We start from the raw sequence: 24,088 nt of genomic DNA on the forward strand, positions 1-24,088 counted from the left end.
GTGGTTTTTGCCGACTCCTCTTGTGATTCAGACATTTATCGCCGTACCGTGCATTTCCCAAATGAGTAGTTCGGCACCTTCGTCTGTGGCGGAAACGCGGTGTCCTCCGGACCGTGTGAGCCGCACTGCGTCGCCCTGCTGAAGGAGGCCTTGGCCCTCGAACTCGGCCTGCCCTCGAGATACGAAAACATGACCGTACAAGGCATCGGGTACATTTACCGAACGTCGCGGATCCAGGAGGGCGACATGCAGTGTGGCGTAACGGTTCCCGAACGAAATGGCCGCGTCGCCGCTGTACTTGGGCATGCCGGACGCTATGGGTAGCAGCGTGTTTCGCCGAAGGTCGCTTGTGATGTCGGATTCTTGGTAACTCGGCGCTCTATCTATTTCATCAGGAGGAATCCACATCTGGACCACGTGCAGCTGCTGTCGTTCAAGTCGTCCTGCGCCGTTTCGCTCCGTATGTGTGATCCCGGTTCCAGCACTCATCCGTTGCACGACCCCTGGGCGGATTTCTCCGGAATTCCCTAGGGAATCTTTGTGCACCGCAGTGCCTTCGAGTACCCACGTAATAATTTCCGTGTTGCGGTGCGTGTGCGCGTCAAAGCCTTCGCCCGGGTCGATTGTGTCCTCATTGTTGACCATCAGAAGGCCATGGGCATTCCCGGCCAAATCGAAATTGCCTGTCACGGGGAACGACTGCCACGACTCAAGCCATTCATTCCGCCAGTGCCACCGATCGGAGGCTCGAACTATACGAACGGCGGACACGTCCTTGGCCACGGCACGTTCCTTCCGCTTCGTAAGGCCGGCGCTAGACGATCCAGGCCGCGGTGTTCCGTGGCAGCTTGCCGTTGACAAGCGGCCCGCTGGTCAGGATGACTTCGCCCTCGGGCAGGTCCACCAGATCGCTGCTCACGTTGAGGGCGCATGTCAGGCCACCGCCTTTGACGCGGAAGGCCAGCGCCCCCGGTGGGCTGCCGTACCACTCCAGGCTGGTACCGGTGAATTCCTTGCGGCTCTTGCGCAATTCGATGGCCCGCCGGTACAGCGACAGCATGGAGTCGGTGTGCTCCAGCTGGCGTTCCACGGTGTACTCGGCCCACCCGTGTGGCATGGGCAGCCAGGTCTGGGCATTGCTCGAGAAGCCGTACGGGGGATCGGTGCCCTCCCAGGGGATGGGTACGCGGCAGCCGTCACGGCCTCGCTCGGTGTGGCCCGAGCGCTCCCATACGGGATCCTGCAACGCCTCATCGGGCAGTTCGACATTCGGTAGCCCGAGCTCAGAACCGTTGTATATGAACACAGTTCCGGGCAGTGCGAGCATCACCAGCGCCATGGCCCGCGCGCGCCACTGACCTATCTGGCCGTCACCGTAGCGCGTCACCTCGCGCTCGACGTCGTGGTTGGACAACGTCCATGTGGGTGTCGCACCCACAGAATCGACTGCGGCAAGCGAGTTTTGGATGGCGGCGCGGATCTGGTCGGCATCGAAGTCGGCTTCGACCAGTTTGAAGTTGAAGCCCAAGTGCAGCTCGTCGGGCCGGACGTATTCGGCAAAGCGGGTGTTGTCGTTGACCCAGATCTCGCCGACGGCCACCACATCGCGGTACTGGTCGAGCACCTTGCGGATCTTTCGGTGGTACTCGTGTACACCCTCGTTGTTGAAGCGTGGGTCCTCGTCGGCGATATGCAGCATCGAGGTTTCGGTGTCTTCGATATCGGGCAGACCGGGCGGTTTGGCCATGCCGTGCGCGACGTCGAGGCGGAATCCGTCGATGCCGCGGTCCAGCCAGAAGCGCAGGGTATCGGCGAAGTCGTCGAATACCTCGGGGTTGTCCCAGTTGACGTCGGGCTGTTCGGGGGCGAACAGGTGCAGGTACCACTGGCCCGGGGTGCCGTCCGCTTCGGTGACCCGGGTCCAGGCCGGACCGCCGAAGACCGAAGGCCAGTTGTTCGGGGGCAGTTCGCCATGTGCGCCCTTGCCGTCCCGGAAGATGTAGCGCTCCCGGGCGTCGCTGCCCGGCGGGCTCTGGAGCGCTTCCAGGAACCACGGGTGCTCGGAACTGGTGTGGTTGGGGACCAGGTCCATGATGACCTTGATGTTGTGGCGGTGCGCCGAGGCGATGAGCCGGTGCATGGCGATCGATCCACCGAAAAGCGGATCGATCTCGCGCGGGTTGGACACGTCGTAGCCGTGGTCCGCCATCGGCGATCTGGTCACAGGATTTAGCCAGATGCCCTCGACGCCAAGCAGGTCAAGGTAGCCGAGTTTTGCTGAAATGCCGTCGATATCGCCGACACCGTCGCCGTCACTGTCACCGAAGGAACGCGGGTAGATCTGGTAGAAGACGGCCCGCGACCACCAGGGGTCGTCATGTTGGCCCAAGTAGGCGGCGGTCACGGTTGATCATTCTGCACCACGGCGGCCCCGGCCTCGAATCGCGATCGGCACTTAGAACGGTGAGTTGACCATTGACTGCGCGGCCATCTCCAGGTAGCTCCATAGCTGGGCACGATGGTCGTCGTCCAGGGTGTTTCGGTCGATGGAATCGACGGCTGTCCGCATACAGCGCAACCATGCGTCGCGTTCGATGGGGCCGATCCGAAACGGTGCGTGACGCATCCGTAACCGCGGATGCCCACGCTGGTCCGAATAGGTACGCGGGCCGCCCCAGTACTGCTCGAGGAACATCCGCAGGCGATCCTCGGCGCCGGTCAGATCTTCCTCCGGATAGAGCGGGCGTAGCACCTCGTCGTCGGCGACAAGCTCGTAGAAGCGGGCCACTATCGCGTGGAAAGTGGCGGCGCCACCGACCGCGTCGTAGAAGTTATCCGGCGTAGGCGCCGGGGACAGCTCTGCCACGTTCTCCATTGTGCTGGTACCCGTATCGGCCGCCGCGCCGGGCTGGTCACGTGATGTTCATTGGATTGACCTGCGAACACGGGGCAAATTGTCATGCGAAGACCGCCGAATCGTGGTGCACTGGTTGTAATGGCGCAACACAAGAAGAGCCGTGGGCACCGGCATAACAGTGCCAGCGCTGGGCCGACCCAAAATGGGACGGCCCGAATACTGCACAGCGTTCCGGGAGTGCCTGAGAGCAGGATTCCTGGGGCGATGCCTCCGCAGCAGTCCAACGACGCCGGTTCCCTTTGGGGCCGGCGTCGCGTGTTATTGCTGAACTCCACGTATGAGCCACTGACCGCGTTACCGATGCGTCGAGCGGTGATCATGCTGCTGTGCGGTAAGGCCGATGTGGTGCACGACGACCCCGCTGCCCCCATCATTCACTCCGCCACGACGTCGGTGGCGGTCCCTTCGGTGATCAGGCTGCGGACCTTCGTGCGGGTGCCGTACCGGGCACGGGTGCCGATGACGCGCGCCGCGCTGATGCATCGCGACCGATTCCGGTGCGCCTACTGCGGCGGACGGGCCGACACGATCGATCACGTGATTCCACGTAGCAAGGGCGGGGCGCACTCGTGGGAGAACTGCGTGGCGTGTTGTTCGTCCTGCAACCATCGCAAGGCCGACCGGCTGTTGGCGGAGCTGGGCTGGTCGCTGCACACCACCCCGATGCCGCCCAAGGGGCAACATTGGCGGCTGTTGTCGTCGGTCAAGGAACTGGACCCGGCATGGGTGCGATATCTAGGGGAGGGCGCGGCATGACTTCCAGGTGCGGTCGGCTACGGTTTGCATCGTGAGCTTCCTCAACAGCCCCACGTATATCGGGATGCCGGTCTGGGTAGCCCTGATCACCCCGGTCGCCTTCGTGCTCATCGGACTTTGGACCATGCGCAAGAAGGGGCCGCACCCCGCGACCTACAACATGAACGACGGCTGGACGCACGGCCCGATCCTGTGGGCCGCCGTCGACGAGAACATTGGTGACGCGCATGGGCACGGCCACGGCCACGCCGGCGCCGAGGCGATTGGAGGGTCCGCAAGTGGCAAGTGGTGACGTCGCAGTCAAGCCCGCCGGAGACCTTCCTCGCGGCTGGGCCGAGACCGTCAGTGGGCGCCTCTCCGGTGTTACCGAGCCCGGCGAACTGTCGGTCCACTACCCGTTCCCCAACTACCAGCTGGCGACGCTCGACGACGCGCTGACGTACGGGTCGCGGCAGTCGAAGGCTCGCTTCTCGGTCTACATCGGCGATCTGGGTAATGACACCAACGCCGGCGCGCGTGAAGTCTTCCTCAAGGTGCCGACCCCGGATGAGGCCGTACTGATCGCTGTTTCCCCGGACCAGCACGTCGTCGAGGTTGTGTACGGCGAGGCACTCAAGGGACGTGGCGCCGAGTCGGCCGCCGACCTTGGTGTAGCCGCCGCGCTGGCTGCCTTCAAAGAAGGCAACCTGCTCGACGGGATCATCAGCGCGGTGCGCGTGATGAGCGCCGCCATCGCCCGCCCCTAGTTCTTCGCGCGGGGTTTCCCCGCGCACCCGCTACGCCGAGCGTGAAGCTGCTGCGAGAATTTCGAACTTTTCCCGCAGCAGCTTCACGCTCGCCGCGTGTCAGGGGTTGAGCGCACACTGCCCGCATGGGGGAACCATTCGTGGGCAGCGAGGCGGTCAGATCCGGCAGGCTGACGGCGTACGCCCTGCGCACCCGCTACGTCGCGATCCACCCAGACGTCTATCTGCCGCGCGGCGCGCAACTCACGCCACTGGTGCGCGCTCAGGCCTCGTGGCTGTGGACGGGTCGCAGGGGGATCCTTGCGGGCCACTCGGCATCGGCGCTCCATGGCGCTCGGTGGATCGATGCAGCGCGCAATGCCGAGATAGTTCATGACAATCGGCATCGACAGCCGGGAATCACCGTCTGGTCCGGGGAAATCGCGCCCGACGAGATCTGCGTCGTCCGGGGAATGCGGGCGACTACCGCCGCCCGCACCGCCCTCGACCTCGCCTGTCGGTGCCCGCGAGGACGCGCGGTGGCCGCGATCGATGCGCTGTGCCGCGCGACTGAACTCCAGATCTCCGAGGCGCTCGAACTCGCGTCAAGACATGCCGGGATGCGCGGCATTCGCCGGGCACGTACAGCTTTCGAGCTTGTAGACGCCGGCGCGCAGTCGCCCAAGGAGACGTGGCTGCGTTTGTTGCTCCGGGATGCGGGGCTGCCGCCGGTAAGCACGCAGATCCTGGTGCACAACGGGGACTTCGTCGCACTCGCCTACATCGACATGGGTTGGGAGGACGTCATGGTCGGCATCGAGTACGACGGCGACCAGCACCGCAGCGACCGCCGCCAGTACCTCAAGGACATCAGGCGGCTAGAGATGCTCGAGGGCATGGGCTGGCTGATCGTCCGAGTAGTCGCCGAGGATCACCCCCACGACATCATTCGCCGAGTAAGGGAGGCTCTAGCCCGCCGAGTGTGAAGCCATTGCGGGAAAAGTGCGATAACCCCCGCAGTAGCTTCACGCTCGGCGCCATGGGGCTATGAGCCGGCGTCGAACTCGCGAGCTCGTAGTGACCTGACGATGCCCGCGCGTCCCTCGGAGACCAGACGGCGCAGTGCCGACGGGACCTCCTTGGCCAAGAAGGCGTCGGCCAGGCCGAGGGCCTCCGGCGATATGTCCCAGGACGGGTACAGGCCGATCACCACGGTCTGGGCCACCTCACTGGAACGGCGCGCCCACACGTCCTCGATGACATCGAAGTACCGACCCGAGAACGGCGCCAGCAGCTCGGCCTGGCCGGGCTGCACGATGCCCGCGATCACCGAACGTGCGGTGATGTTCGGCAGCGAGTCATCCTCGATGACCTGCTTCCACGCGGTCTCCTTCACCTCGGCCACCGGACGGGCCGCGCGCGCCTGCGCCGCCTGGCGCTTGCCCGCCGCGGTCGGATCGCGCTCCAGCTCGGTGTCGATGAACACCGAGGCGTCGGGCTCCAGTGCGCCGGATGCGGCCAGCGCGTTCACGATTCGCCACCGCAGGTCGGTATCCACCGTCAGGCCGGGCAGATCCAGCGATGCCGGATCCGAGTCCAGCAGCGCCTGCAGTACCACGGTGTGGCCGGCCGAGAGCACCGAGCCGGTGAGGGCGTTCACGAACGCCAGCTGATGATCCGAACCCGGCTCGGCGGCGCGAGCCAGCTCCAGCAGCCGATCGGCGAAGGCGGGCCAGCCGTGCTCGCGCGCCCACGCAGGTTCCGCGTAGGAGCTCAGCGCGGTCTGAGCCTGCAGCAGCAGACGCTGTGCCACACCGACTTCCGATTCGGCGTGCACACCCGAGGACACCAGCGCCACGAAGTCGCGTGCTCGTAGCTCGGCCTCGCGAGTCATCTCCCATGCCGCCGACCAGGCCAGCGTGCGCGGCAGCGGCTCGGCGATATCGGCGATCCGTGTCAGCAGCGTCTCCAGGGATTCGTCGTCGAGTCGCAGCGAGCAGTACGTCAGGTCATCGTCGTTGACCAGCACCAGCTTGCCGCGGGAGACGCCAACCAACGCAGGCACATCCGTCAACGGGCCTTCGACGTCCAATTCCTCGCGGTGGATTCTGACGAGTTTGCCGCTGGCCCCGGATGTCGCCGAGTCCGCGGCTCCGGCGTCGTCGTAGATCCCGACGGCCAGGCGGTGCACGCGTGTCTCACCGGCGCCCGGCGCCGCGCCGGACTGCTTGACCGCGAACCGCGTGAACTTACCCTCGTCGTCGACCTCGAAATCGGGGGACAGGGTATTCAGGCCGGTGGTCTTGAGCCACTGTGAACCCCAGTCCGACAGGTCGCGTCCGGATGCCTTCTCGAGTGCGCCCAGCAGGTCGTCGAATGTCGCATTGCCGAAAGCGTGATCGCGGAAATACGACCGCAGGCCCGCCAGGAAGTTCTCCAAACCGACATACGCCACAAGTTGTTTGAGCACGCTGGCGCCCTTGGCGTAGGTGATGCCGTCGAAGTTCACCTCGACGGCGGCCAGGTCCGGAATGTCAGCGGCCACCGGGTGAGTCGACGGCAACTGGTCTTGCCGGTACGCCCATGACTTCTCGACATTGGCGAAGGTGGTCCACGCCTCGGTGTACTCGGTGGCCTCCGCCTGGCACAGCACCGAGGCGAAGGTCGCGAACGACTCGTTGAGCCACAGGTCATCCCACCAGCGCATGGTCACCAGGTCGCCGAACCACATGTGGGCCATCTCATGCAGCACGGTCTCGGCGCGGCGCTCGTAGGAGTACTTGGTGACCTTGGAGCGGAAGACATAGTCCTCCAGGAATGTCACCGCACCGGCGTTCTCCATGGCGCCGGCGTTGAACTCCGGCACGAACAACTGGTCATACTTGCCGAACGCGTACGGGGTGCCAAAGTTCTTGTGATAGAAGCCGAATCCCTGTTTGGTCTCGGTGAATAACCGGTCGGCGTCCATGAACTCCGACAGCGAGGCGCGGCAGTAGATGCCCAGATCGATGGTGCCGTGCTCATCGGAGTACTCGTCATTCCACCGCGCGTACGGCCCGGCGATCAACGCGACCAAGTAGGTGCTCATCTTCGGAGTGGTCGCGAAGGTGTGTACGCCGTCGGCGACGGACAGCGCAGCGCCGTTGGAGATCACCTGCCAATGGGCGGGCGCGGTCACCGTGACGTCGAAGGCGGCCTTGAGGTCGGGCTGGTCGAAGCACGCGAACATCCGCTTGGCATCGGCGGTCTCGAACTGTGAGTACAGGTACACCTCGTCATCGACGGGGTCCACGAAGCGGTGCAATCCCTCACCGGTGTGCGAGTACTCGCAATCGGCCTCGACCACCACGGTGTTGGTGGCAGCCAGGCCGGGCAGCGTGATGCCCTGCTCTTCGTCGTAACCGCTGACATCCAGTTCGGTCCCGTTGAGCTCCACACGGCGCACCGTGCGAGCGGCGATATCGATGACGGTCGACGTCCCCGGCTGCGCGGTGAAGGTGACGGTGCTCGACGAGTGGAAGGTCTCTTCGCTTGGGCCGCCATCGTCGTTGGTGAGGTCGAGGGTGATCGCGTAGTGCTCGACGTCGATCGCAGCGGCGCGGGCCGCGGCCTGGTCACGGGTGAGGTTGGGAAGTGCCACGTACCTAACGTAGCGGGTGCGGGGCGGAAGAGGCGGGACAAGGACGGGGCGCCGAACCGCGTCGGGAACAGGGCGGCACGATGGGGAGTTGCGTTACTTGTTGGCCAACTCACATCTGAAAGGTGCGCTATGTCTGCAGACAAAAAGGATCTTGCCGAGTTCTGGTTTGACCCGCTATGTCCGTGGTGCTGGATCACCTCGCGGTGGATCCTCGAGGTTCAGAAGGTTCGCGACATCGAGGTGAAGTTCCGGGTGATGAGCCTGGCGGTACTCAACGAGGGGCGCGACAATCTGCCGGAGCGCTATCAGGAGCTGATGAAGACCGCCTGGGGGCCGGTACGCGTGGCCATCGCGGCCGAGCAGGCCAAGGGCCAGGAAATCCTGGAGCCGCTGTACACGGCGATGGGAAACCGGATCCACAACCAGGACAACAAGGACCTACCGGCCGTCATCGCCGAATCGCTGGCCGAGGTGGGGTTGCCGGCGGATCTTGCCGACGCGGCCGAGTCCACCGACTACGACGAGGCGCTGCGCGCGAGCCACCACGCCGGCATGGACAAGGTGGGCCCGGACGTCGGCACCCCCACCATCCACGTCAACGGGGTTGCCTTCTTCGGCCCGGTGATCTCCAAGATCCCGCGCGGAGAAGAAGCCGGCAAGCTCTGGGATGCGTCGGTGATCTTCGCCTCGTACCCGCACTTCTACGAGCTCAAGCGCACACGCACCGAGCCGCCGACGTTCGACTAGTAGCGCGGCGGGTTGTCGTAGGTATACGCCTGGGCCGGTGGGACGTAGCCGTGCGGCATCGGGGGTGGCGCGGGCGGTAGCAGGGGCGGCACCGGAGGAACGGGAGTCGGCGGCAGCAGTTTGGGTCGGAAGAATAGTGACCCGGCCTGCTGCCGATTCCGTAGCGCCGCCGCCCGCCAGGTGTGTACCGGGTGCCCGGAGAGCATGTTGACCAGCCAGACGAAGAAGCCCGTCTCCAGGGTCGCCCGGTTGGCCAGCGTGTCGAACTCGACCCGCTTGAGCAGATATTTGCCTGCCGCCATGACGCCGATGGCCCCCTGAATTCCGGTGGGCCGCATGGCATATCCATGGTTGTCGGCGGTGTACTCCATGGACCGTGACAATGACGTGCCCAGGAACGGGACGAAGTTCATCGCGGTCTGGGCGAACTGACGCCAGTACGACGCATGGCCCGCGGCGATGTGACCGACCTCGTGGCCGATGATGAAGGCCAGTGCCTCGGGGTCACGCGCCTCGCCGCCGATTTCGAATAGATCGCTGTATACGACGACGAACCTGCGGAATCCGTGCCCGCTGGCGAACGCGTTGATCTGTCCATTGCCCAGCACGACGTATGCGTCGGGCACCTCCTGCAGGCCGAACCGCTGCGCGGCCTCGACCACCATGGCGTACCCCTCGGGGAACTGGGTGGGCGACATCTTCACGCCGTTGACTCGCTGCTGCCCGTAGAGGATGCCTCGACCTATGAGCAGGGTCAGGGGTGTGGCGGCCAGCGCGACGATGATGATGTTCAGCTGGACGTGCTCGGGGTCCGCCAGAAAACCGATGATGCCCATGATCGCGCCGAGATACAGCAGCACCGTGAACAGGATGACGACGACGAGCAACCCGATCTCCCACGGATGGCGTCGCGGGGGATAGGTGTACTGGGGCAGTCCGACCGGGTACATGCGCGCCACGGTAACCGACCGCGGGGCAACCTGGCGCAACGCGACTGTCACAATTGGGGCATGCGCGTCTATGTGGGAGCCGATCACGCCGGTTACGAGTTGAAGCAGAAGATCATCGAGCATCTTCGGGGCCGGGGTCACGAGCCGGTGGATTGCGGGGCCTTTGAGCTGGACCCGCAGGACGATTACCCCGCGTTCTGCATCGACGCCGCCCGGCGCACGGTCGCCGACCCGGGCAGCCTCGGCATCGTGTTGGGCGGTTCGGGCAATGGTGAGCAGATTGCCGCCAACAAGGTTCCGGGCGCGCGCTGCGCACTGGCGTGGAGCCTGGAGACCGCGGTGCTGGCCCGTGAGCACAACAACGCACAGCTGATCGGGATCGGCGGCCGCATGCACACGGTGCCGGAAGCGCTTGCCATCGTCGACGCGTTCCTGGCCGCCAAGTGGTCGGAGGAGCCGCGGCACCAGCGCCGCATCGACATCCTGGCCGAGTACGAGACCACGCGCGTGGCGCCGCCGGTACCTGGCGCCAGCTCGTAAACGCCTGTGCCGGAGGGTCATACCCTGCACCGGCTGGCCCGGTTGCACCAGCGCCGGTTCGCCGGTGCGCCGGTGTCGGTGAGCAGCCCGCAGGGACGGTTCACCGAAGGCGCGGCCGCGGTCAATGGACGTACCTTTGTCCAGGCGCACGCCTGGGGTAAGCATCTGTTTCACGACTACGGCCCTGTCGGCGTGGTGCATGTGCACCTTGGGCTGTATGGCGCGTTCACGGAATTACCCGTGCCGATGGGCCTGCCGGTTGGTCAGGTGCGGATGCGTATCGAAGGGGCCGAGTTCGGCACCGACCTGCGTGGCGCGACGGCATGTGAGCTCATCGACGCCCCGCAAGTCGACGCCATCCTGGCCCGCCTGGGCCCTGACCCACTGCGTCCCCGATCGGATCCGGCGTCCGCGTTCGAGCGGATCGCTAAGTCGCACAGGCCAATCGGCGCATTGCTGATGGATCAGAAGATCATCGCCGGTGTGGGGAATGTGTATCGCAGCGAGGTGCTGTTCCGTAGGCGGATCGATCCGTACCGCGAGGGGAGCCGCCTCGATCCGGAACAGCTCACCGCGCTCTGGAGCGATCTGGTGGATCGGATGCGCGTCGGACTGCGGGTCGGCAAGATCGTCACCGTCGATCCTGAGCACGACTGCGGCGACCCGTCCTATGCTCCGGACCGCCCGCGCACCTACGTGTACCGGCGTGCAGGTGCGCCGTGCCGGGTGTGCGGAACGCCGATCCTCACCGCGGAAATGGACGCGCGAAACCTCTTCTGGTGTCCCTCATGTCAAATTGGCTGATGACCGCCGTGATGACGCCTGCGGTTGTAAGCTGCGCTGAATGGGACGCCGAGTACCAATAACCCGAGAGGTGGGTTCATGACGCGACCGGGTGCGCCACTGGGAAAGCTCATGGCACGCGCGGTCCGCGGGCTTGGCTCGCATCCGGAACCGGACGATATCGAGACCCGGCTACTGGACGCCGCCATCGAGGTCTTGTCCGAGCGGGGCACGCAGACGGCCACCATCGACGAGGTGGCCCGACGGGCGAAAGTGGGACGCGCCACAGTATTTCGGCGCTTTTCCAGCAAGGACCAGTTGTTCGAGCGGGCGCTTGCTCAAGAAATGCGCAAGTTCCTGGACGAGCTACAGGCGCGTGCGGGCGAGTTTGACGACATTGGCGAGCGGGTCGCAGAGGGATTCGCTGTCTGCATCGAGATTGTGAATCACCCTCTGCTGCGTGGTGATTCACTCGTGGCGAGGATGACCGCAGTGGAAGCGATCACCCAGGGCGATCCGGCTCCCATCGAGCTGGCACGAAACTATCTCGCCGCCCAGATCGACCAGATGCGTGAGGAAGGACGCATTCCGCCGGGCGACTCGCGACGGCAGGTCGACGTCCTGATTCACCTGGTGTTGGGATATCTGGCCGCCCCGGCGACAACCATCGACCTCGGCAACACCGAAGAGGTGCGAGCGTTGGCGCGGGAAACCTTCGCGCCCATCCTGCTCACGCCCAACGTGCCCCTGAAGGCGCCGTAGGTCGTCCTAGAAATCCCCGAAGTCGCCACCGAAGTCGCCGCCGCCGCCATCCCAACCGCCGCCGTCCCAGCCGCTGCCGCCACTGTCCCAACCGCCGCCCTGGTCCCACCCTCCACCTTGATCGGCGCCCGAGCCTTGATCCCAGCCGCCCTGGTCCGCTCCGCTGTCCTGTCCGGCATTCAGGCCGGCGTCGTAGCCGTCCGAATACCCTTGGCCGAAGCCACTTTCGAAGCCCTGCGCACCGTAGCCGACACCGTGCATGCCAGAGAAGAGTGAGTTGAACAGCAGCGCCGAACCCACGCCCCAGGCGCCGGCGACGAGGGCGGGCTTCCACCATGGCTCGGAGTACCAGCCGGCCGGTACCGGGCGCCCTGCGACCGTGCCGCCGGGGTAGTAGTTGGGCGTACGGCCGGACGGCTGCGGCGACGCCTCGATCTCGCGGCCCTCGAAGTTGATGCGACGTTCCTCGCTGACTGCACCGGCTCGGCTCTGTCCGGCGGTCGAGGGGAGTTCGGGTCCAGGATCCATCCCCATGGCGAGTCGGGCCGCCCGCACGTAGTACAGCCCCTCGATGGCGCTTTCCTTGGCCAGCGCGGCCTGCGACGGCGTGCGCGCCTGCTCGATCGCCGAGGACGCCGCCGTGTAGCGCTCGGAGGCATCGGCGAGTGCCTGCCGCGAGGCGTCGTCGGTTCCGCTCAAACCGAGCACCTGGCCGCCCAGCCGCTCGGTGAGCCGACGGGCCTCGGCCTTGGCATCTTCGAGTTGTTCGCCGCGCCGGCGAGTTGACCCCTGTGTGTAGATGATCGCGCCGCCGACGATCACGCCGAGCAGAAGCAGGCCCAGGATGATTTCCATGGCACCTACGGTACTGATGCCGGCCGGAGCGTCAGCGGAGTCGGGGCGGCCAGCCCGGCCGAGAAGAATGCGACGAGATCATCGATCAGGTCTTGTCCATCGGCGCCCGGATCCAGTCCGTATTTCTGTGCCAGCTGCATTCCGTCGAGCACATGAATGGTTGCCATCTTGAGCAGCCGCTCCACCCGATATCCCAGGACCTCCGGCGGTTGGCCGGGCAATAACGGTGCCAACGCCGCTGTCACGCGATCGATACCGGTCTGTACCGAACTGCGTCTGGTTTCGTCGAATCGCTGATCGCCCCCGAGACGTGGCTTGACGCTCACCTCCGCGTACAACGCCACATGGCGTTGATCGACCCGCAGCATGGATTCCAGGAGTGCCCGCACCAGGTCGTCGACGGTATGCCCGGGAGTTCCGGCGACTTCATCGAGGCGTTTGGCTCGTTCTGCCAGCACGGGTTCCATCACCCGCGTCAGCAGCGCGTCGAGCAGCGCCTCCTTGCTGCCGAAGGTGTAGTTCACCGCCGCGACATTCACCCCTGCGACGGCGGTAATGCGACGCAGCGACGCACCGGCAAGGCCGTCGTCGAGCAGAACCTGCTCGGCGGCGTCCAGCAGGAGGGTCCGGGTGTCACGGGTCACAGCAACCTATTCAAACACTGTTTGCATGGACTCCACCAGCGAGCTAGCCTTCACAAACAGTGTTTCAAACACTGTTTGAATCGAGAATTGCCGGACAAGTGGAGGTTGAGAAAGATGGAATTCCTGCAGAAGATGCGCGGCGCAACCGCGCGCCTGGCTGCTGTTGCCGCGGTCGCTGCGGCGATATTGCCCGGTCTGATCGGCGTGACAGGCGGTTCGGCGATCGCGGGGGCCTTCTCACGCCCGGGATTGCCGGTCGAATACCTGCAGGTGCCTTCGCCCGCCATGGGGCGCGACATCGTGGTCGAGTTTCAGCCCGGTGGTCCCCACGCGGTCTACCTACTGGATGGCCAGCGTGCCCGCGAGGATTACAACGGCTGGGATATCGAGACGACCGCGTTCGAGGACTACTACCAGTCGGGTATCTCGGTCGTCATGCCCGTCGGTGGGCAATCGAGCAATTACACCGATTGGTACAACCCGGCCAAAGGCAAAGACGGGGTATGGACGTACAAGTGGGAAACCTTTCTGACCACAGAATTGCCGCAGTGGCTGGGTGTCAACAAGGGCATCTCGCCGGCGGCGAACGCCGTGGTCGGACTGTCCATGGCGGGCCCGTCCGCCCTGACGCTGGCGATCTACCACCCGCAACAGTTCGTATACGCGGGTGCACTGTCTGCGCCGCTTCATCCCTCCGACCAGAAATGGCAGATCCGGGTGGCTATGAGCGATGCCGGTGGCTTCAACGCGGACGACATGTGGGGCCCGGACAGCGATCCAGCGTGGGCTCGCAACGACCCGTTTCTGCACATCGATCAGCTCATCGCGAACAACACTCGACTGTGGATCTATTGCGGCAGTGGTGATGCCACCGACCTCGACAAGGATCGCAACGGCCTCGAGGTCATCTCCGGTGGCGTCATCGAGGGGCAGGTGATCGATTCGGACAAGAAGTTCGCCGAGGCCTATGGCTCGGCGGGTGGCGCCAACGCACACTTCGAATTTCCCAAGGGAGGCATCCACAACTGGACATACTGGGGCAACCAACTACGTGCCATGAAGGCCGATCTGGTCGGGTACCTGACCAAGCCGGGCACGGCCGCCGTATGAGCCGAACTCACCGATGAGAGGAGTGGTCAATGGGCCGCGGGCGCCCCGATCGGGTTCTCCACCTGATCGGGCGTCGGCCCCGGAGTGCTGCTGGAGCGGGTGACGGGAATCGAACCCGCGTAGCTAGTTTGGAAGACTAGGGCTCTACCATTGAGCTACACCCGCATGCGTGCGAGGTTGTCCCGTACGCGCTGATGAATGTACAGCGCCGGGGCGGATCAAATCCAATTCATGAGCGAGGTCACGTCCTGCGATGAGCCGCTTTCGCGGAGAGCATGAGGTAGGCCGTAGGATCACCAGGTCTTGCACGGAGTCTTGGGCGAAGTGATGGACGCAGGTCCGACGGGGTGTAGCGCAGCTTGGTAGCGCATCCGCTTTGGGAGCGGAGGGTCGCAGGTTCAAATCCTGTCACCCCGACAGCACGACAGTATGAAAAAACGCAGGTCAGGATGGCCTGCCGCGAACTACAAAGGAGCACTGCACGTGAAGAGCACCGTCGAAAAGCTGAGCCCGACCCGGGTTCGCATCAACGTCGAGGTTCCCTTCGCAGAGCTCGAACCAGATTTCTCCAAGGCCTACAAGGAGCTGGCGCAGCAGGTTCGCCTGCCCGGTTTCCGCCCCGGCAAGGCTCCCGCCAAGCTGCTTGAGGCCCGCGTCGGCCGTGCCGCCGTGCTGGAGCAGGTCGTCAACGCGGCCCTGCCGGCCCGCTACAGCGAGGCCGTCACCGCCTCCGACGTCAAGCCGCTGGGCCAGCCGGAGATCGAGGTCACCAAGATCGAGGACGGCCAGGAGCTGACATTCACCGCTGAGGTGGATGTGCGCCCCGAGATCGAGCTGCCCGACCTGAGCGGAGTTGCCGTCACCGTCAAGCCCGTCACCGTCGAGGACTCCGAGGTCGAGGCCGAGCTGGACGCGCTGCGCGCCCGGTTCGGCACCCTTAAGGGCGTCGAGCGCGCCGCCGAGAACGGCGACTTCGTCTCGATCGATCTGTCGGCCACCGTTGACGGCAAGGAGGTCGAGGAGGCGGCGACCACCGGTCTGTCGCACGAGATCGGCTCCGGACAGCTGATCGACGGCCTGGATGAGGCCATCATCGGGCTGAAGGCCGGCGAGGAGAAGGTGTTCACCACCAAGTTGGCCGCCGGCGAGTTCGCCGGCCAGGAGGCTGAGGTCACCGTCAAGGTCGGCTCCATCAAGGAGCGCGAGCTGCCGGACGCCGACGACGACTTTGCACAGCTGGCAAGCGAATTCGACACCATCGGCGAGCTCAAGGACAGCCTCACCGAGCAGGTGAAGGGCCGCAAGCGCATCGCGCAGGCCGACGAGATCCGCGACGAGACCATCACCGCGCTGCTCGACAAGATCGAGATCCCGGTGCCGGAGAAGATCCTCGAGGAGCAGATCGGCAACAACCTGCATGAGGCCGTCCACGGCCTGGACCACAACGAGGAGCGTCTCAACGAGCTGCTTCAGGAGCAGGGCAGCTCGCGCGAGGAGTTCGACAAGGACATGCGTGAGTCCGCGACCAAGTCCATCAAGACCGAGCTGCTGCTGGACGTGATCGCCGACAAGTTCGACATCAACGTCGACCAGCAGGACCTCACCGAGCGCCTGGTGCTCATGTCGCGCCAGTACGGCATCGAGCCACAGCAGCTGGTGCAGTACCTGACACAGCAGCAGCAGCTGCCCGGCCTCTACGTCGACGTGCGTCGCGGCAAGGCCATCGCCGAGGTCATCCGGCAGGCCAAGGTGACCGACTCCACCGGCGCCGACGTGGACGTCGACGCCGTGCTGGGACCGCGCCGCGGCGGAGCCGACGAGGCCGGCGCTGAGGCAGAGGCGGCCGAGGAGAAGCCGGCGAAGGCCAAGAAGAGCGCGGACAGCGAGAAAACAGACAAGTCCGAGAAGGCCGAGAAGAAGTCCAAGAAGAAGAGCAAGGACGACGACGCCGAGTAGTGCGCGTCACGCGGCGATGAGAGTCTCGCGCGAAGAGCATCACGCTCTGAGCGAACTCGCCCGTGGCGGGGAGTGCGCAGCAGCCGATGTTGGTTAATGTCGGCAGTACGCAAGATGGTTCTCAAGATTGGTTTCAAGCGAACCCCGAAGAGCTAGACGAAGGCAGGTTGCACAGTGACTGAAATGCGTTCGGCGACAGCCGGGCTCAACCTGATCGACTCGGTGTATGAGCGCCTGCTCTCCGAGCGCATCATTTTCCTGGGTCAGCAGGTGGACGACGACATCGCCAACAAGCTGTGCGCGCAGATTCTGCTGCTGACGGCGGAGGACCCCACCAAGGACATCCACCTGTACATCAACTCTCCGGGTGGATCGATCAGCGCGGGCATGGCGATCTTCGACACCATGCAGCTCTCGGAGTGCGATATCGCCACCTACGCGATGGGCATGGCCGCATCGATGGGTGAGTTCCTGCTTGCCGCCGGAACCAAGGGCAAGCGCCACGCGTTGCCGCACGCCCGCATCCTGATGCACCAGCCGCTCGGTGGTGTCACCGGTAGCGCCTCGGACATCGCCATCCAGGCCGAGCAGTTCCAGGTGATCAAGAAGGAAATGTTCCGTCTCAACGCCGAATTCACCGGCAAGAGCATCGAACAGATCGAGCAGGACTCGGACCGCGATCGCTGGTTCACCGCTCCCGAGGCACTCGAGTACGGGTTCGTCGACAAGATCATCACCCGCGGCAATCTGAACGGCAGCAAGGGAGCCTCCAAGTGATCTCGAAGCACCTCAACCCGGAACTTGCCCCGCAGGCCCGGTACATCCTGCCCTCGTTCATCGAGCACTCGAGCTTCGGTGTCAAGGAGTCGAACCCCTACAACAAGCTGTTCGAGGAGCGCATCATCTTCCTCGGCGTGCAGGTCGACGACGCCTCGGCCAACGACATCATGGCCCAGCTGCTGGTGCTGGAGTCGCTGGATCCCGACCGCGAGATCACCATGTACATCAACTCCCCGGGTGGCTCGTTCACCTCGTTGATGGCGATCTACGACACCATGCAGTACGTCCGCTCCGACATCCGCACCGTGGTGCTGGGTCAGGCCGCGTCCGCGGCTGCGGTGCTGCTCGCTGCCGGCACCCCGGGCAAGCGGATGGCTCTGCCGAACGCACGCGTGCTCATCCACCAGCCCGCACTGTCCGGTGTCATCCAGGGGCAGTTCACCGACCTGGAGATCCAGGCCGCCGAGATCGAGCGCATGCGCGTGCTGCAGGAGACCACGCTGGCCCGCCACACCGGCAGGCCGGCCGAGGAAATCCGCAAGGACACCGACCGCGACAAGATCTTCACGGCCGAGGAGGCCAAGGAGTACGGGATCATCGATGTCGTGCTGGAGTACCGCAAGCTCTCCGCTCAGACAGCTTCGTAGCTGCCGGACGCGAGCCCGGATAACAGTTGCAACACACCGGTCTCCGGTGCGCGTCATCCGGGGCTGCAGTCGGTGTGAGGCGATATGTTCTCCAGCACGGCAGCGCGTAAATGCCGTCGGTGCGATTCGCTTTATCGGTCGCGGTGCGGCCGATATTGCGGGTAGCGTCGGGACCAACAGGTCAGAGGACGTGTTGACACCACGATCCACCACCGCGTGACAGGAAGTAGGACTGGCCACCATGGCACGTATCGGAGACGGCGGCGACCTGCTGAAATGCTCGTTCTGCGGAAAGAGCCAGAAGCAGGTCAAGAAGCTCATCGCCGGCCCCGGCGTGTACATCTGCGATGAATGCATCGACCTCTGCAACGAGATCATCGAAGAGGAGTTGGCCGACGCCGACGACGTCAAGCTTGATGAACTGCCCAAGCCCGCAGAGATCCGCGACTTCCTGGAGAACTACGTCATCGGCCAGGACACCGCGAAGAAGACGCTGGCTGTCGCCGTCTACAACCACTACAAGCGCATCCAGGCCGGGGACAAGGCTCGCGACGCCCGCGGCGAGACCGTTGAACTGGCCAAGTCCAATATCTTGATGCTCGGCCCGACCGGCTGCGGCAAGACCTACCTGGCGCAGACGCTCGCCAAGATGCTCAACGTGCCGTTCGCGATCGCAGATGCCACCGCGCTGACCGAGGCCGGATATGTCGGCGAGGATGTGGAGAACATTCTCCTCAAGCTGATTCAGGCCGCCGACTACGACGTGAAGCGTGCCGAGACCGGCATCATCTACATCGACGAGGTCGACAAGATCGCCCGCAAGAGCGAGAACCCGTCCATCACCCGCGATGTCTCCGGTGAGGGCGTACAGCAGGCGTTGCTGAAGATCCTGGAAGGCACGCAGGCCTCGGTGCCCCCGCAGGGTGGCCGCAAGCACCCGCATCAGGAGTTCATCCAGATCGACACCACCAACGTGCTCTTCATCGTGGCGGGCGCATTCGCAGGCCTGGAGAAGATCGTTTCGGATCGTGTCGGCAAGCGCGGCCTGGGCTTCGGCGCCGAGGTCAAGTCCAAGGCCGACATCGACACCACCGACCACTTCGCAGAGGTCATGCCCGAGGATCTGATCAAGTTCGGGCTCATCCCCGAGTTCATCGGCCGTCTGCCGATCGTCGCCTCGGTGACCAACCTTGATCGCGAGTCGCTCATCAAGATTCTGTCCGAGCCGAAGAACGCGTTGGTGAAGCAGTACACCCGCCTCTTCGAGATGGACGGGGTCGAGCTGGAATTCAGCCAGGACGCGCTGGAGGCCATCGCCGATCAGGCCATCCACCGTGGCACCGGTGCCCGCGGTCTGCGCGCCATCATGGAGGAAGTCTTGCAGCCGGTGATGTACGACATCCCGAGCCGCGACGATGTCGCCAAGGTCGTTGTGACCGGAGAGACCGTGATCGACAACGTGCTGCCGACGATCGTTCCGCGTAAGCCCTCGCGCACCGAGCGGCGCGACAAGTCCGCGTAGGTCCTCGTGCAGAGCGCCATGGAGCTGGCGCGGGCCGAGCGTATCGACCTCGCCGACTTTCTGGCCGGATTGACCGCCGAGCAGTGGGATGCGCCCTCGTTGTGCACCCAATGGCGGGTGCGTGACGTGGTCACGCACATGATCGGGTACGAAGATCTGAGCCGTGCCGAGTTCTACTCCCGAGTGGCCAAGGCAGGTTTCAACCCCAACAAGGCCAATGCCAACCGCGTTGCCGAATTGGCCGGCCGCACGCCGCAGGAGTTGCTGGCGATGGTGCGTGCCGCCCAAACGCCGGGCGTGCTCACATCAGGGTTCGGCGGCCGGATCGCCTTGCTGGACGGCATCATCCATCAACAAGACATCCGGCGCCCGCTGGGGATGCCGCGTCAGATTCCCGGCGACCGGTTGACCGTGGCCATGGATTTCGCGCGGTGGGCACCACCGGTGCGCGGAGCGCTCCGGGCGCGTGGGGTGCGGCTGGTGGCCACCGACCTCGACTGGTCACGGGGGAGCGGACCCGAGGTCACCGGGCCGGCGGAGGCCCTGCTGATGGCGATGGCTGCCCGTCCCTGTGCGCTTGCCGAGCTTGAGGGGCCTGGTAAATCTACCCTGGCGCAACATATTTCGTAGCTGCTCGTAAGCTGGTGATGATGTCCACCGAGTTCCTGAGCCAACCGACGCTAGAGGGGCCAACGCTCACCCTGCGCCCGTTGGGAGAAGACGACCTTGAGCCGCTGTACCGTGCCGCCAACGATCCGCTGATCTGGGCACAACACCCCAGCTCGGACCGTTACGAGCGGCCGGTCTTCGAGAAGTGGTTCGCGGAGGCTCTTGCCGCCAAATCTCTTGTCATCATCGATCACTCGACAGGGGAGATGATCGGGTCTTCGCGTTTTTACGAGTGGGATCCGGACAAGCGCGAGGTGGCGATCGGATACACCTTCATCACCCGTGAGTACTGGGGTGGCACCGTCAACGCCGAGCTCAAGACGCTCATGTTGGATTATGCGTTCATCAACGCCGACCTGGTGTGGTTCCACGTGGCCGCCGCTAATCTCAGATCGCAGAAGGCGCTCGCCAAGATTGGCGCTCACGAGCACCATCGCCAAAAGCGCGAGATCAACGGTGCCCTGGAGGACTACGTGTATTTCACCATCACCGCGACCGACTGGCGGGACGCCTCCGACTGAGCGCGACGCTCGCCGGTTAGCGGAGCGCCGCGCCCGTCAGGGACCGATCAGTGCGCGGCGGGGTCTTCGTCGGGGTCGGTGATGTGCCGAGAACGGTCCTGCTCGGCGCGCTGGGCCGCTTCACGCATCTCGAAGGCGTCCGTGGCGATCTCACCGATCTGCCTGGTGACGTCGACCACCGCATTGGTGATGATCTTGGCGATCTCACCGACATGCTCGGCGGCGGACGACACGACCTCTTGGGCCAGGTCCTTGTTGCGTTCGAACTTGCTCACCACGTCCCCTAACTTACGCGTCCACCAGCTCGCCGGCGCCGCTGGCCGGGGACATCACGTTGCCGCGCTCGTCAACGACGATGACCTCGGGCTCCGGGGTGGTGGCCGCTTCCTTGTGCTTGTTCCGTTCGATGTGGACCACGAGCTGGTCATCACCGCGGAACCAGCCGTTGGGCAGCGACAGGCGGGCGATCTTCTTCCAGGTCGATGAGAGCTGGGCGAACAAGCCGCCCGTGTTGTAGGGCAGACCGTACTTCTGGCACAGCTCGCGCACCTCGGTGGCCATCTCCGGGTAGCGGTTCGCCGGCAGATCGGGGAACAAATGGTGCTCGATCTGGTGGGACAGGTTGCCGCTCATGATGTGAAAGAGCCTGCCGCCCTCGATGTTCGCCGAGCCGAGCAACTGCCGCAGATACCATTCGCCCCGCGTCTCGTTGGCGGTTTCCTCCTTGGAGAAGGTCTGGGTGCCGGACGGGAAGTGCCCGCAGAAGATGATCGAGAACGTCCACAGATTGCGCACGAAGTTGGCAGACATGTTGCCCAGGAAGGTGATCGGGAACAGCGGCCCGGTGAGCGCGGGGAAGATCACGTAGTCCTTGAGAACTTGTTTACTGGCCTTACGCCACATGCCTTTGATCAGCGGTTTGAGGTCGTACCACTTGCGCTTGCCCCTTACGATGTTCTCGGCCTCGAGCTCGTGCACCATGACGCCCCACTCGAAGAACACCATCAGCGCGGTTGCCCAGGCCAGATTGCCCAGGTAGTAGGGGTTCCACTTCTGTTCGGGTGCCATGCGCAGGATGCCGTAACCCACGTCGCGGTCCATGTCGACGATGTTGGTGTAGGTGTGGTGCATGTAGTTGTGCGAGTGCCGCCACTGGTCGGCGGGGCACACCGTGTCCCATTCGAACTCGCGTGAGTTGAGGCCCTTTTCGCGCATCCAGTCGTACTGGCCGTGCATTACATTGTGGCCGATCTCCATGTTGTCCAGGATCTTGGAGACGGACAGGGCGCCCACGGCGGCGAGCCACACCGGCGGGATGAATCCCAAGTACATCAGGGCCCGCCCGGCGACCTCGCAGCCGCGCTGTGTCTTGATGATCGAGTAGATGTACTCGCGGTCGCGATCGCCCAAGTCGGCGACGATACGGTCGCGCAATTCATCGAGGTCCTTGCCCAGCGCTTCGATATCCGCTGCGCTGATGGTGATTTCGTTGCTGGTCATCGTCTATCTCCTGGGGTCTAGAGGTTGATCGAGACGTCACCGACGGGCGCGGTGATGCAGAGCTGGATATGTTGATCGGGATCGTCGTTCTCATCGCCGGTGCGCAGGTTGCGGGTGCACCCGGATGTCTTCACCGCGGTGCAGGCGAAGCAGATTCCCATCCGGCAGCCGAATTCGGGCTGCAGGCCGGCCGCCTCGGCCTGTTCGAGGATCGGTCGTCCGTCGTTCTCGGCGGTGATGCCCGATGTCGCGAAGCGCAGCACGCCCCCGGCCTCGCCGGTGTTGCCCGCGGTGGCGAGGGTGAATTCCTCGGTGTGCAGACGGTCGGAGAGTCCGCGTTCGGCGTATAGCGCGCTGACCGCCTCGTGCAATGACGGCGGCCCGCACAGGAAGGTCTGCGCGTCGGCATGCCAGGGTGCGACGGCCTGCAGCTGTTCGGCGCTGAAGTGTTGCCCGCCGTCGCGGGTGTACTCCACCCGCACCGTCACCGACGGCACCTCCCCGAGAGCGGCCAGTTCACCGGCGTAGGCGTTATCCGCGGCAGTCGGCGCGTAGTAGAGCACGGCGAGCTGTCCCGGGTAGCCATTGCCGACGAGTGTTCTTGCCATTGAGAGCACGGGTGTAATCCCACTTCCGGCTGCGATCAGGAGCGTGCGGATGGGCCGGGGTGCGGGTAGGACGAACGTGCCCGCGGCGGGGGTGATGCTGTACACGTCCCCCACGGCGGCGTGCTTGTAAAGGTAGTTCGAGACGAGACCATCGGGACGGCGCGCGATGGTCAGCTCGATGATCTCCCTGGCGTCGTCGGCACAGGACGGGGAGAAGCAGCGGACGTGCCGCACACCGTCGATCACGACGCCCAGTTGTACGAACTGACCTGCGTGAAAGCCTTTGAACTGGTGTGTTGTGCGCAACGTCAGGGTCACCGACCGGGTGGTACGGCGCTGCACGCGGATAACGCGGGCGCGAGCCTCTTCCCAGGTGATCATCGGGTCGACCAGCTCGAGGTAGCGGTCAACGGCGTGCGGGGTCAGGGCGGCTGTCAGCAGCCTGCCCAGCGACGAGTCGGGGGTGAGGATGCGCCGGGTGGCTTTAGTTAGAAATGTCATTCGAACTCCCTCCGTTAGGTTAACGAATGTACACTGAAATTGTGAACCAATATGCCCCCACTCAGTCAAGCCGTAATCACCGTGTCGGTCATCACAGCGATACAGTGATCGTCATGACCAGTCACCGCGAGCGGGGAGCGCGTGCGGGTGCGTCCTCGCGCCGGGATTCGGTCCGGGGTGAGCAGAAACTGCGCACCCGCACCGCTCTGATGGAGGCCGCCCTCGAGCTCTCACGTACACAGGCGTTCTCGGGACTGAGCCTGCGTGATGTCGCCCGCGGTGCGGGCATTTCACCGACGGCGTTCTATCGACACTTCTCCTCCCTGGACGACCTGGGCGTGGCGCTGGCCGAGGAGGGCATGCGCATTGCCCGCGGAATCGCACGAGAGATACGCCGTCGTGAACCGGCGACGTTGGCGGAGTCGATGCGCATCCTGGCCGAGCAGGTTCAGGAAAACCCGGATCAGCTGCGGTTTGTTGTCACCGAGCGGTACACCGCCCCCACGGAGGTGCGGCGAGCAGTGAACATCGAGATGCGGCTGCTGGCAGGCGAGCTGGCGATTGACCTGGCCCGACGCGATCAGATGCGGTTATGGGATTCCGCCGACCTGACGACGGCGGCGAACCTCATCCTGTCGATCGCCGCCAACGCGGTGGCCGAGTTGGTTCAGCCCGACACCGACACCACCGAGGTGGTCGACAGCGCTTCCAACGCGTTGACGATGGCGTTCGTCGGTCTACAGAACTGGAAACCGGCACAGCGCTAGCCGCGAGGCTCCGATTCGCCCAGTCGTTGATGTAGCCGATCGCGGATCTCTTCGACGGTGTACGCCTCACGTTTGCGTTGATCGCGGGCGACCAGCACGCCTCCGGCGGCCACTCCGACGGCTCCGGCGAGCCCGACCCACTTCCAGATGTTGGCCATCGGTCCAGGCTACGGTGCCAACATGACCGA

General features: G+C 64.6%; 27 protein-coding genes and 2 tRNA genes. 17 read left to right on the top strand and 12 right to left on the bottom strand.

All coding sequences use genetic code 11. The features are described 5' to 3' along the window. Window positions 1-27: 27 nt before the first annotated feature. Genes MAB_RS08065 through MAB_RS08075 form a run of 3 tightly spaced genes read right to left on the bottom strand, consistent with a single transcriptional unit; the run spans window position 28 to window position 2,875 of the window. Complete coding sequence (locus tag MAB_RS08065) at window positions 28-783, bottom strand: pirin family protein (protein WP_012296441.1); 756 nt, start codon at window positions 781-783, stop codon at window positions 28-30. A 31-nt stretch (window positions 784-814) separates the two neighbouring features. After that, window positions 815-2,404, bottom strand: a complete 1,590-nt coding sequence (locus MAB_RS08070; protein ID WP_005084851.1) for a glycoside hydrolase family 13 protein — start codon at window positions 2,402-2,404, stop codon at window positions 815-817. A 51-nt stretch (window positions 2,405-2,455) separates the two neighbouring features. Further along, window positions 2,456-2,875: a globin gene (locus MAB_RS08075; protein ID WP_005060114.1), complete on the bottom strand. Its 420-nt coding sequence runs from the start codon at window positions 2,873-2,875 to the stop codon at window positions 2,456-2,458. Window positions 2,876-2,995: 120 nt separating this feature from the next. On the opposite strand from MAB_RS08075, the gene MAB_RS08080 reads away from it, so the two are divergent. From MAB_RS08080 to MAB_RS08095, 4 genes are all read left to right on the top strand, one after another. Then, window positions 2,996-3,673 carry an HNH endonuclease gene (locus tag MAB_RS08080; RefSeq protein WP_031599960.1) on the top strand — a complete coding sequence of 226 codons (678 nt, stop codon included), beginning with the start codon at window positions 2,996-2,998 and terminating at the stop codon, window positions 3,671-3,673. A gap of 31 nt (window positions 3,674-3,704) precedes the next feature. Beyond that, window positions 3,705-3,965, top strand: a complete 261-nt coding sequence (gene ctaJ / locus MAB_RS08085) for an aa3-type cytochrome oxidase subunit CtaJ (protein WP_005060120.1) — start codon at window positions 3,705-3,707, stop codon at window positions 3,963-3,965. Further along, entirely contained in the window at window positions 3,952-4,419 is a 468-nt protein-coding gene (locus MAB_RS08090) for a DUF5130 domain-containing protein (RefSeq protein WP_005084855.1), read from the top strand. Before ctaJ ends, MAB_RS08090 begins: the two co-directional genes overlap by 14 nt. 125 nt (window positions 4,420-4,544) lie before the next feature. After that, window positions 4,545-5,384, top strand: a complete 840-nt coding sequence (locus tag MAB_RS08095; protein ID WP_005114156.1) for an endonuclease domain-containing protein — start codon at window positions 4,545-4,547, stop codon at window positions 5,382-5,384. A 59-nt stretch (window positions 5,385-5,443) separates the two neighbouring features. Here MAB_RS08095 and pepN read toward each other — a convergent pair whose 3' ends face one another. Then, a complete protein-coding gene (gene pepN / locus MAB_RS08100) occupies window positions 5,444-8,038 on the bottom strand; it encodes an aminopeptidase N (RefSeq protein ID WP_005110162.1) in 2,595 nt (864 codons plus the stop codon). 129 nt (window positions 8,039-8,167) lie between these two features. Here pepN and MAB_RS08105 point away from each other — a divergent pair, with 129 nt between their 5' ends. Continuing rightward, window positions 8,168-8,785 (top strand): mycothiol-dependent nitroreductase Rv2466c family protein, encoded by a 618-nt coding sequence (locus MAB_RS08105; RefSeq protein WP_005110163.1) that lies wholly within the window; start codon window positions 8,168-8,170, stop codon window positions 8,783-8,785. Here the strand turns inward: MAB_RS08105 and MAB_RS08110 are convergent. Beyond that, window positions 8,782-9,786, bottom strand: a complete 1,005-nt coding sequence (locus MAB_RS08110) for a M48 family metallopeptidase (RefSeq protein ID WP_005084863.1) — start codon at window positions 9,784-9,786, stop codon at window positions 8,782-8,784. The two genes, MAB_RS08105 and MAB_RS08110, sit on opposite strands and share 4 nt — an antisense overlap. Before the next feature lie 9 nt (window positions 9,787-9,795). On the opposite strand from MAB_RS08110, the gene MAB_RS08115 reads away from it, so the two are divergent. The 3 genes from MAB_RS08115 to MAB_RS08125 all read left to right on the top strand — a co-directional run bounded on the left by MAB_RS08115 (window position 9,796) and on the right by MAB_RS08125 (window position 11,820). After that, window positions 9,796-10,275: a ribose-5-phosphate isomerase gene (locus tag MAB_RS08115; RefSeq protein WP_005084865.1), complete on the top strand. Its 480-nt coding sequence runs from the start codon at window positions 9,796-9,798 to the stop codon at window positions 10,273-10,275. 6 nt (window positions 10,276-10,281) lie between these two features. Next, window positions 10,282-11,079, top strand: a complete 798-nt coding sequence (locus tag MAB_RS08120; protein WP_005084867.1) for an Fpg/Nei family DNA glycosylase — start codon at window positions 10,282-10,284, stop codon at window positions 11,077-11,079. A gap of 78 nt (window positions 11,080-11,157) precedes the next feature. Then, on the top strand, window positions 11,158-11,820 hold the full coding sequence (locus tag MAB_RS08125) for a TetR/AcrR family transcriptional regulator (protein ID WP_005084868.1): 663 nt from the start codon (window positions 11,158-11,160) through the stop codon (window positions 11,818-11,820). Window positions 11,821-11,826: 6 nt separating this feature from the next. On the opposite strand, the gene MAB_RS08130 is transcribed toward MAB_RS08125, so the two are convergent. Both MAB_RS08130 and MAB_RS08135 read right to left on the bottom strand, forming a co-directional pair. After that, window positions 11,827-12,675, bottom strand: a complete 849-nt coding sequence (locus MAB_RS08130; protein WP_005110165.1) for a FliH/SctL family protein — start codon at window positions 12,673-12,675, stop codon at window positions 11,827-11,829. A gap of 5 nt (window positions 12,676-12,680) precedes the next feature. Further along, the gene (locus tag MAB_RS08135) at window positions 12,681-13,319 is read right to left on the bottom strand and encodes a TetR/AcrR family transcriptional regulator (protein ID WP_005084874.1); all 639 of its coding nucleotides are present in this window, start codon (window positions 13,317-13,319) and stop codon (window positions 12,681-12,683) included. Between the two features lie 114 nt (window positions 13,320-13,433). On the opposite strand from MAB_RS08135, the gene MAB_RS08140 reads away from it, so the two are divergent. Beyond that, on the top strand, window positions 13,434-14,429 hold the full coding sequence (locus tag MAB_RS08140) for an esterase family protein (RefSeq protein ID WP_005110166.1): 996 nt from the start codon (window positions 13,434-13,436) through the stop codon (window positions 14,427-14,429). A gap of 91 nt (window positions 14,430-14,520) precedes the next feature. On the opposite strand, the gene MAB_RS08145 is transcribed toward MAB_RS08140, so the two are convergent. Further along, a tRNA-Gly gene (locus MAB_RS08145) sits at window positions 14,521-14,594 on the bottom strand. Window positions 14,595-14,772: 178 nt separating this feature from the next. On the opposite strand from MAB_RS08145, the gene MAB_RS08150 reads away from it, so the two are divergent. From MAB_RS08150 to MAB_RS08180, 7 genes are all read left to right on the top strand, one after another. Then, window positions 14,773-14,846 (top strand) — tRNA-Pro (locus MAB_RS08150). Between the two features lie 66 nt (window positions 14,847-14,912). Beyond that, window positions 14,913-16,385, top strand: coding sequence for a trigger factor (gene tig, locus MAB_RS08155; protein ID WP_005093116.1), 1,473 nt, complete (start codon window positions 14,913-14,915; stop codon window positions 16,383-16,385). Window positions 16,386-16,568: 183 nt separating this feature from the next. Continuing rightward, on the top strand, window positions 16,569-17,162 hold the full coding sequence (locus MAB_RS08160; RefSeq protein WP_005060147.1) for an ATP-dependent Clp protease proteolytic subunit: 594 nt from the start codon (window positions 16,569-16,571) through the stop codon (window positions 17,160-17,162). Next, a complete protein-coding gene (locus MAB_RS08165) occupies window positions 17,159-17,812 on the top strand; it encodes an ATP-dependent Clp protease proteolytic subunit (RefSeq protein ID WP_005074514.1) in 654 nt (217 codons plus the stop codon). Before MAB_RS08160 ends, MAB_RS08165 begins: the two co-directional genes overlap by 4 nt. A 241-nt stretch (window positions 17,813-18,053) precedes the next feature. Then, on the top strand, window positions 18,054-19,334 hold the full coding sequence (gene clpX, locus MAB_RS08170; protein ID WP_005060151.1) for an ATP-dependent Clp protease ATP-binding subunit ClpX: 1,281 nt from the start codon (window positions 18,054-18,056) through the stop codon (window positions 19,332-19,334). Window positions 19,335-19,352: 18 nt separating this feature from the next. Beyond that, window positions 19,353-19,964: a maleylpyruvate isomerase family mycothiol-dependent enzyme gene (locus MAB_RS08175; protein ID WP_005087536.1), complete on the top strand. Its 612-nt coding sequence runs from the start codon at window positions 19,353-19,355 to the stop codon at window positions 19,962-19,964. Between the two features lie 17 nt (window positions 19,965-19,981). Then, window positions 19,982-20,524, top strand: coding sequence for a GNAT family N-acetyltransferase (locus tag MAB_RS08180; protein WP_005060155.1), 543 nt, complete (start codon window positions 19,982-19,984; stop codon window positions 20,522-20,524). 47 nt (window positions 20,525-20,571) lie between these two features. Here MAB_RS08180 and MAB_RS08185 read toward each other — a convergent pair whose 3' ends face one another. From MAB_RS08185 to MAB_RS08195, 3 genes are read right to left on the bottom strand one after another with little or no spacing between them, the layout of a single operon-like run. Further along, the gene (locus tag MAB_RS08185; protein ID WP_005074517.1) at window positions 20,572-20,802 is read right to left on the bottom strand and encodes a hypothetical protein; all 231 of its coding nucleotides are present in this window, start codon (window positions 20,800-20,802) and stop codon (window positions 20,572-20,574) included. A gap of 10 nt (window positions 20,803-20,812) precedes the next feature. Then, window positions 20,813-22,024, bottom strand: a complete 1,212-nt coding sequence (locus MAB_RS08190) for a fatty acid desaturase family protein (RefSeq protein WP_005093119.1) — start codon at window positions 22,022-22,024, stop codon at window positions 20,813-20,815. Window positions 22,025-22,041: 17 nt separating this feature from the next. Beyond that, the gene (locus tag MAB_RS08195) at window positions 22,042-23,133 is read right to left on the bottom strand and encodes a ferredoxin reductase (RefSeq protein WP_005074520.1); all 1,092 of its coding nucleotides are present in this window, start codon (window positions 23,131-23,133) and stop codon (window positions 22,042-22,044) included. Between the two features lie 104 nt (window positions 23,134-23,237). Between MAB_RS08195 and MAB_RS08200 the strand changes: the two genes are divergently transcribed. Then, the gene (locus MAB_RS08200; RefSeq protein ID WP_005093121.1) at window positions 23,238-23,900 is read left to right on the top strand and encodes a TetR family transcriptional regulator; all 663 of its coding nucleotides are present in this window, start codon (window positions 23,238-23,240) and stop codon (window positions 23,898-23,900) included. Here the strand turns inward: MAB_RS08200 and MAB_RS08205 are convergent. Then, window positions 23,897-24,058: a hypothetical protein gene (locus tag MAB_RS08205; protein WP_005110167.1), complete on the bottom strand. Its 162-nt coding sequence runs from the start codon at window positions 24,056-24,058 to the stop codon at window positions 23,897-23,899. The genes MAB_RS08200 and MAB_RS08205 overlap by 4 nt on opposite strands. Between the last annotated feature and the right edge of the window lie 30 nt (window positions 24,059-24,088).

Origin of the sequence: Mycobacteroides abscessus ATCC 19977 (assembly GCF_000069185.1) — a bacterium.
Classification (GTDB): Bacteria; Actinomycetota; Actinomycetes; order Mycobacteriales; family Mycobacteriaceae; genus Mycobacterium; species Mycobacterium abscessus.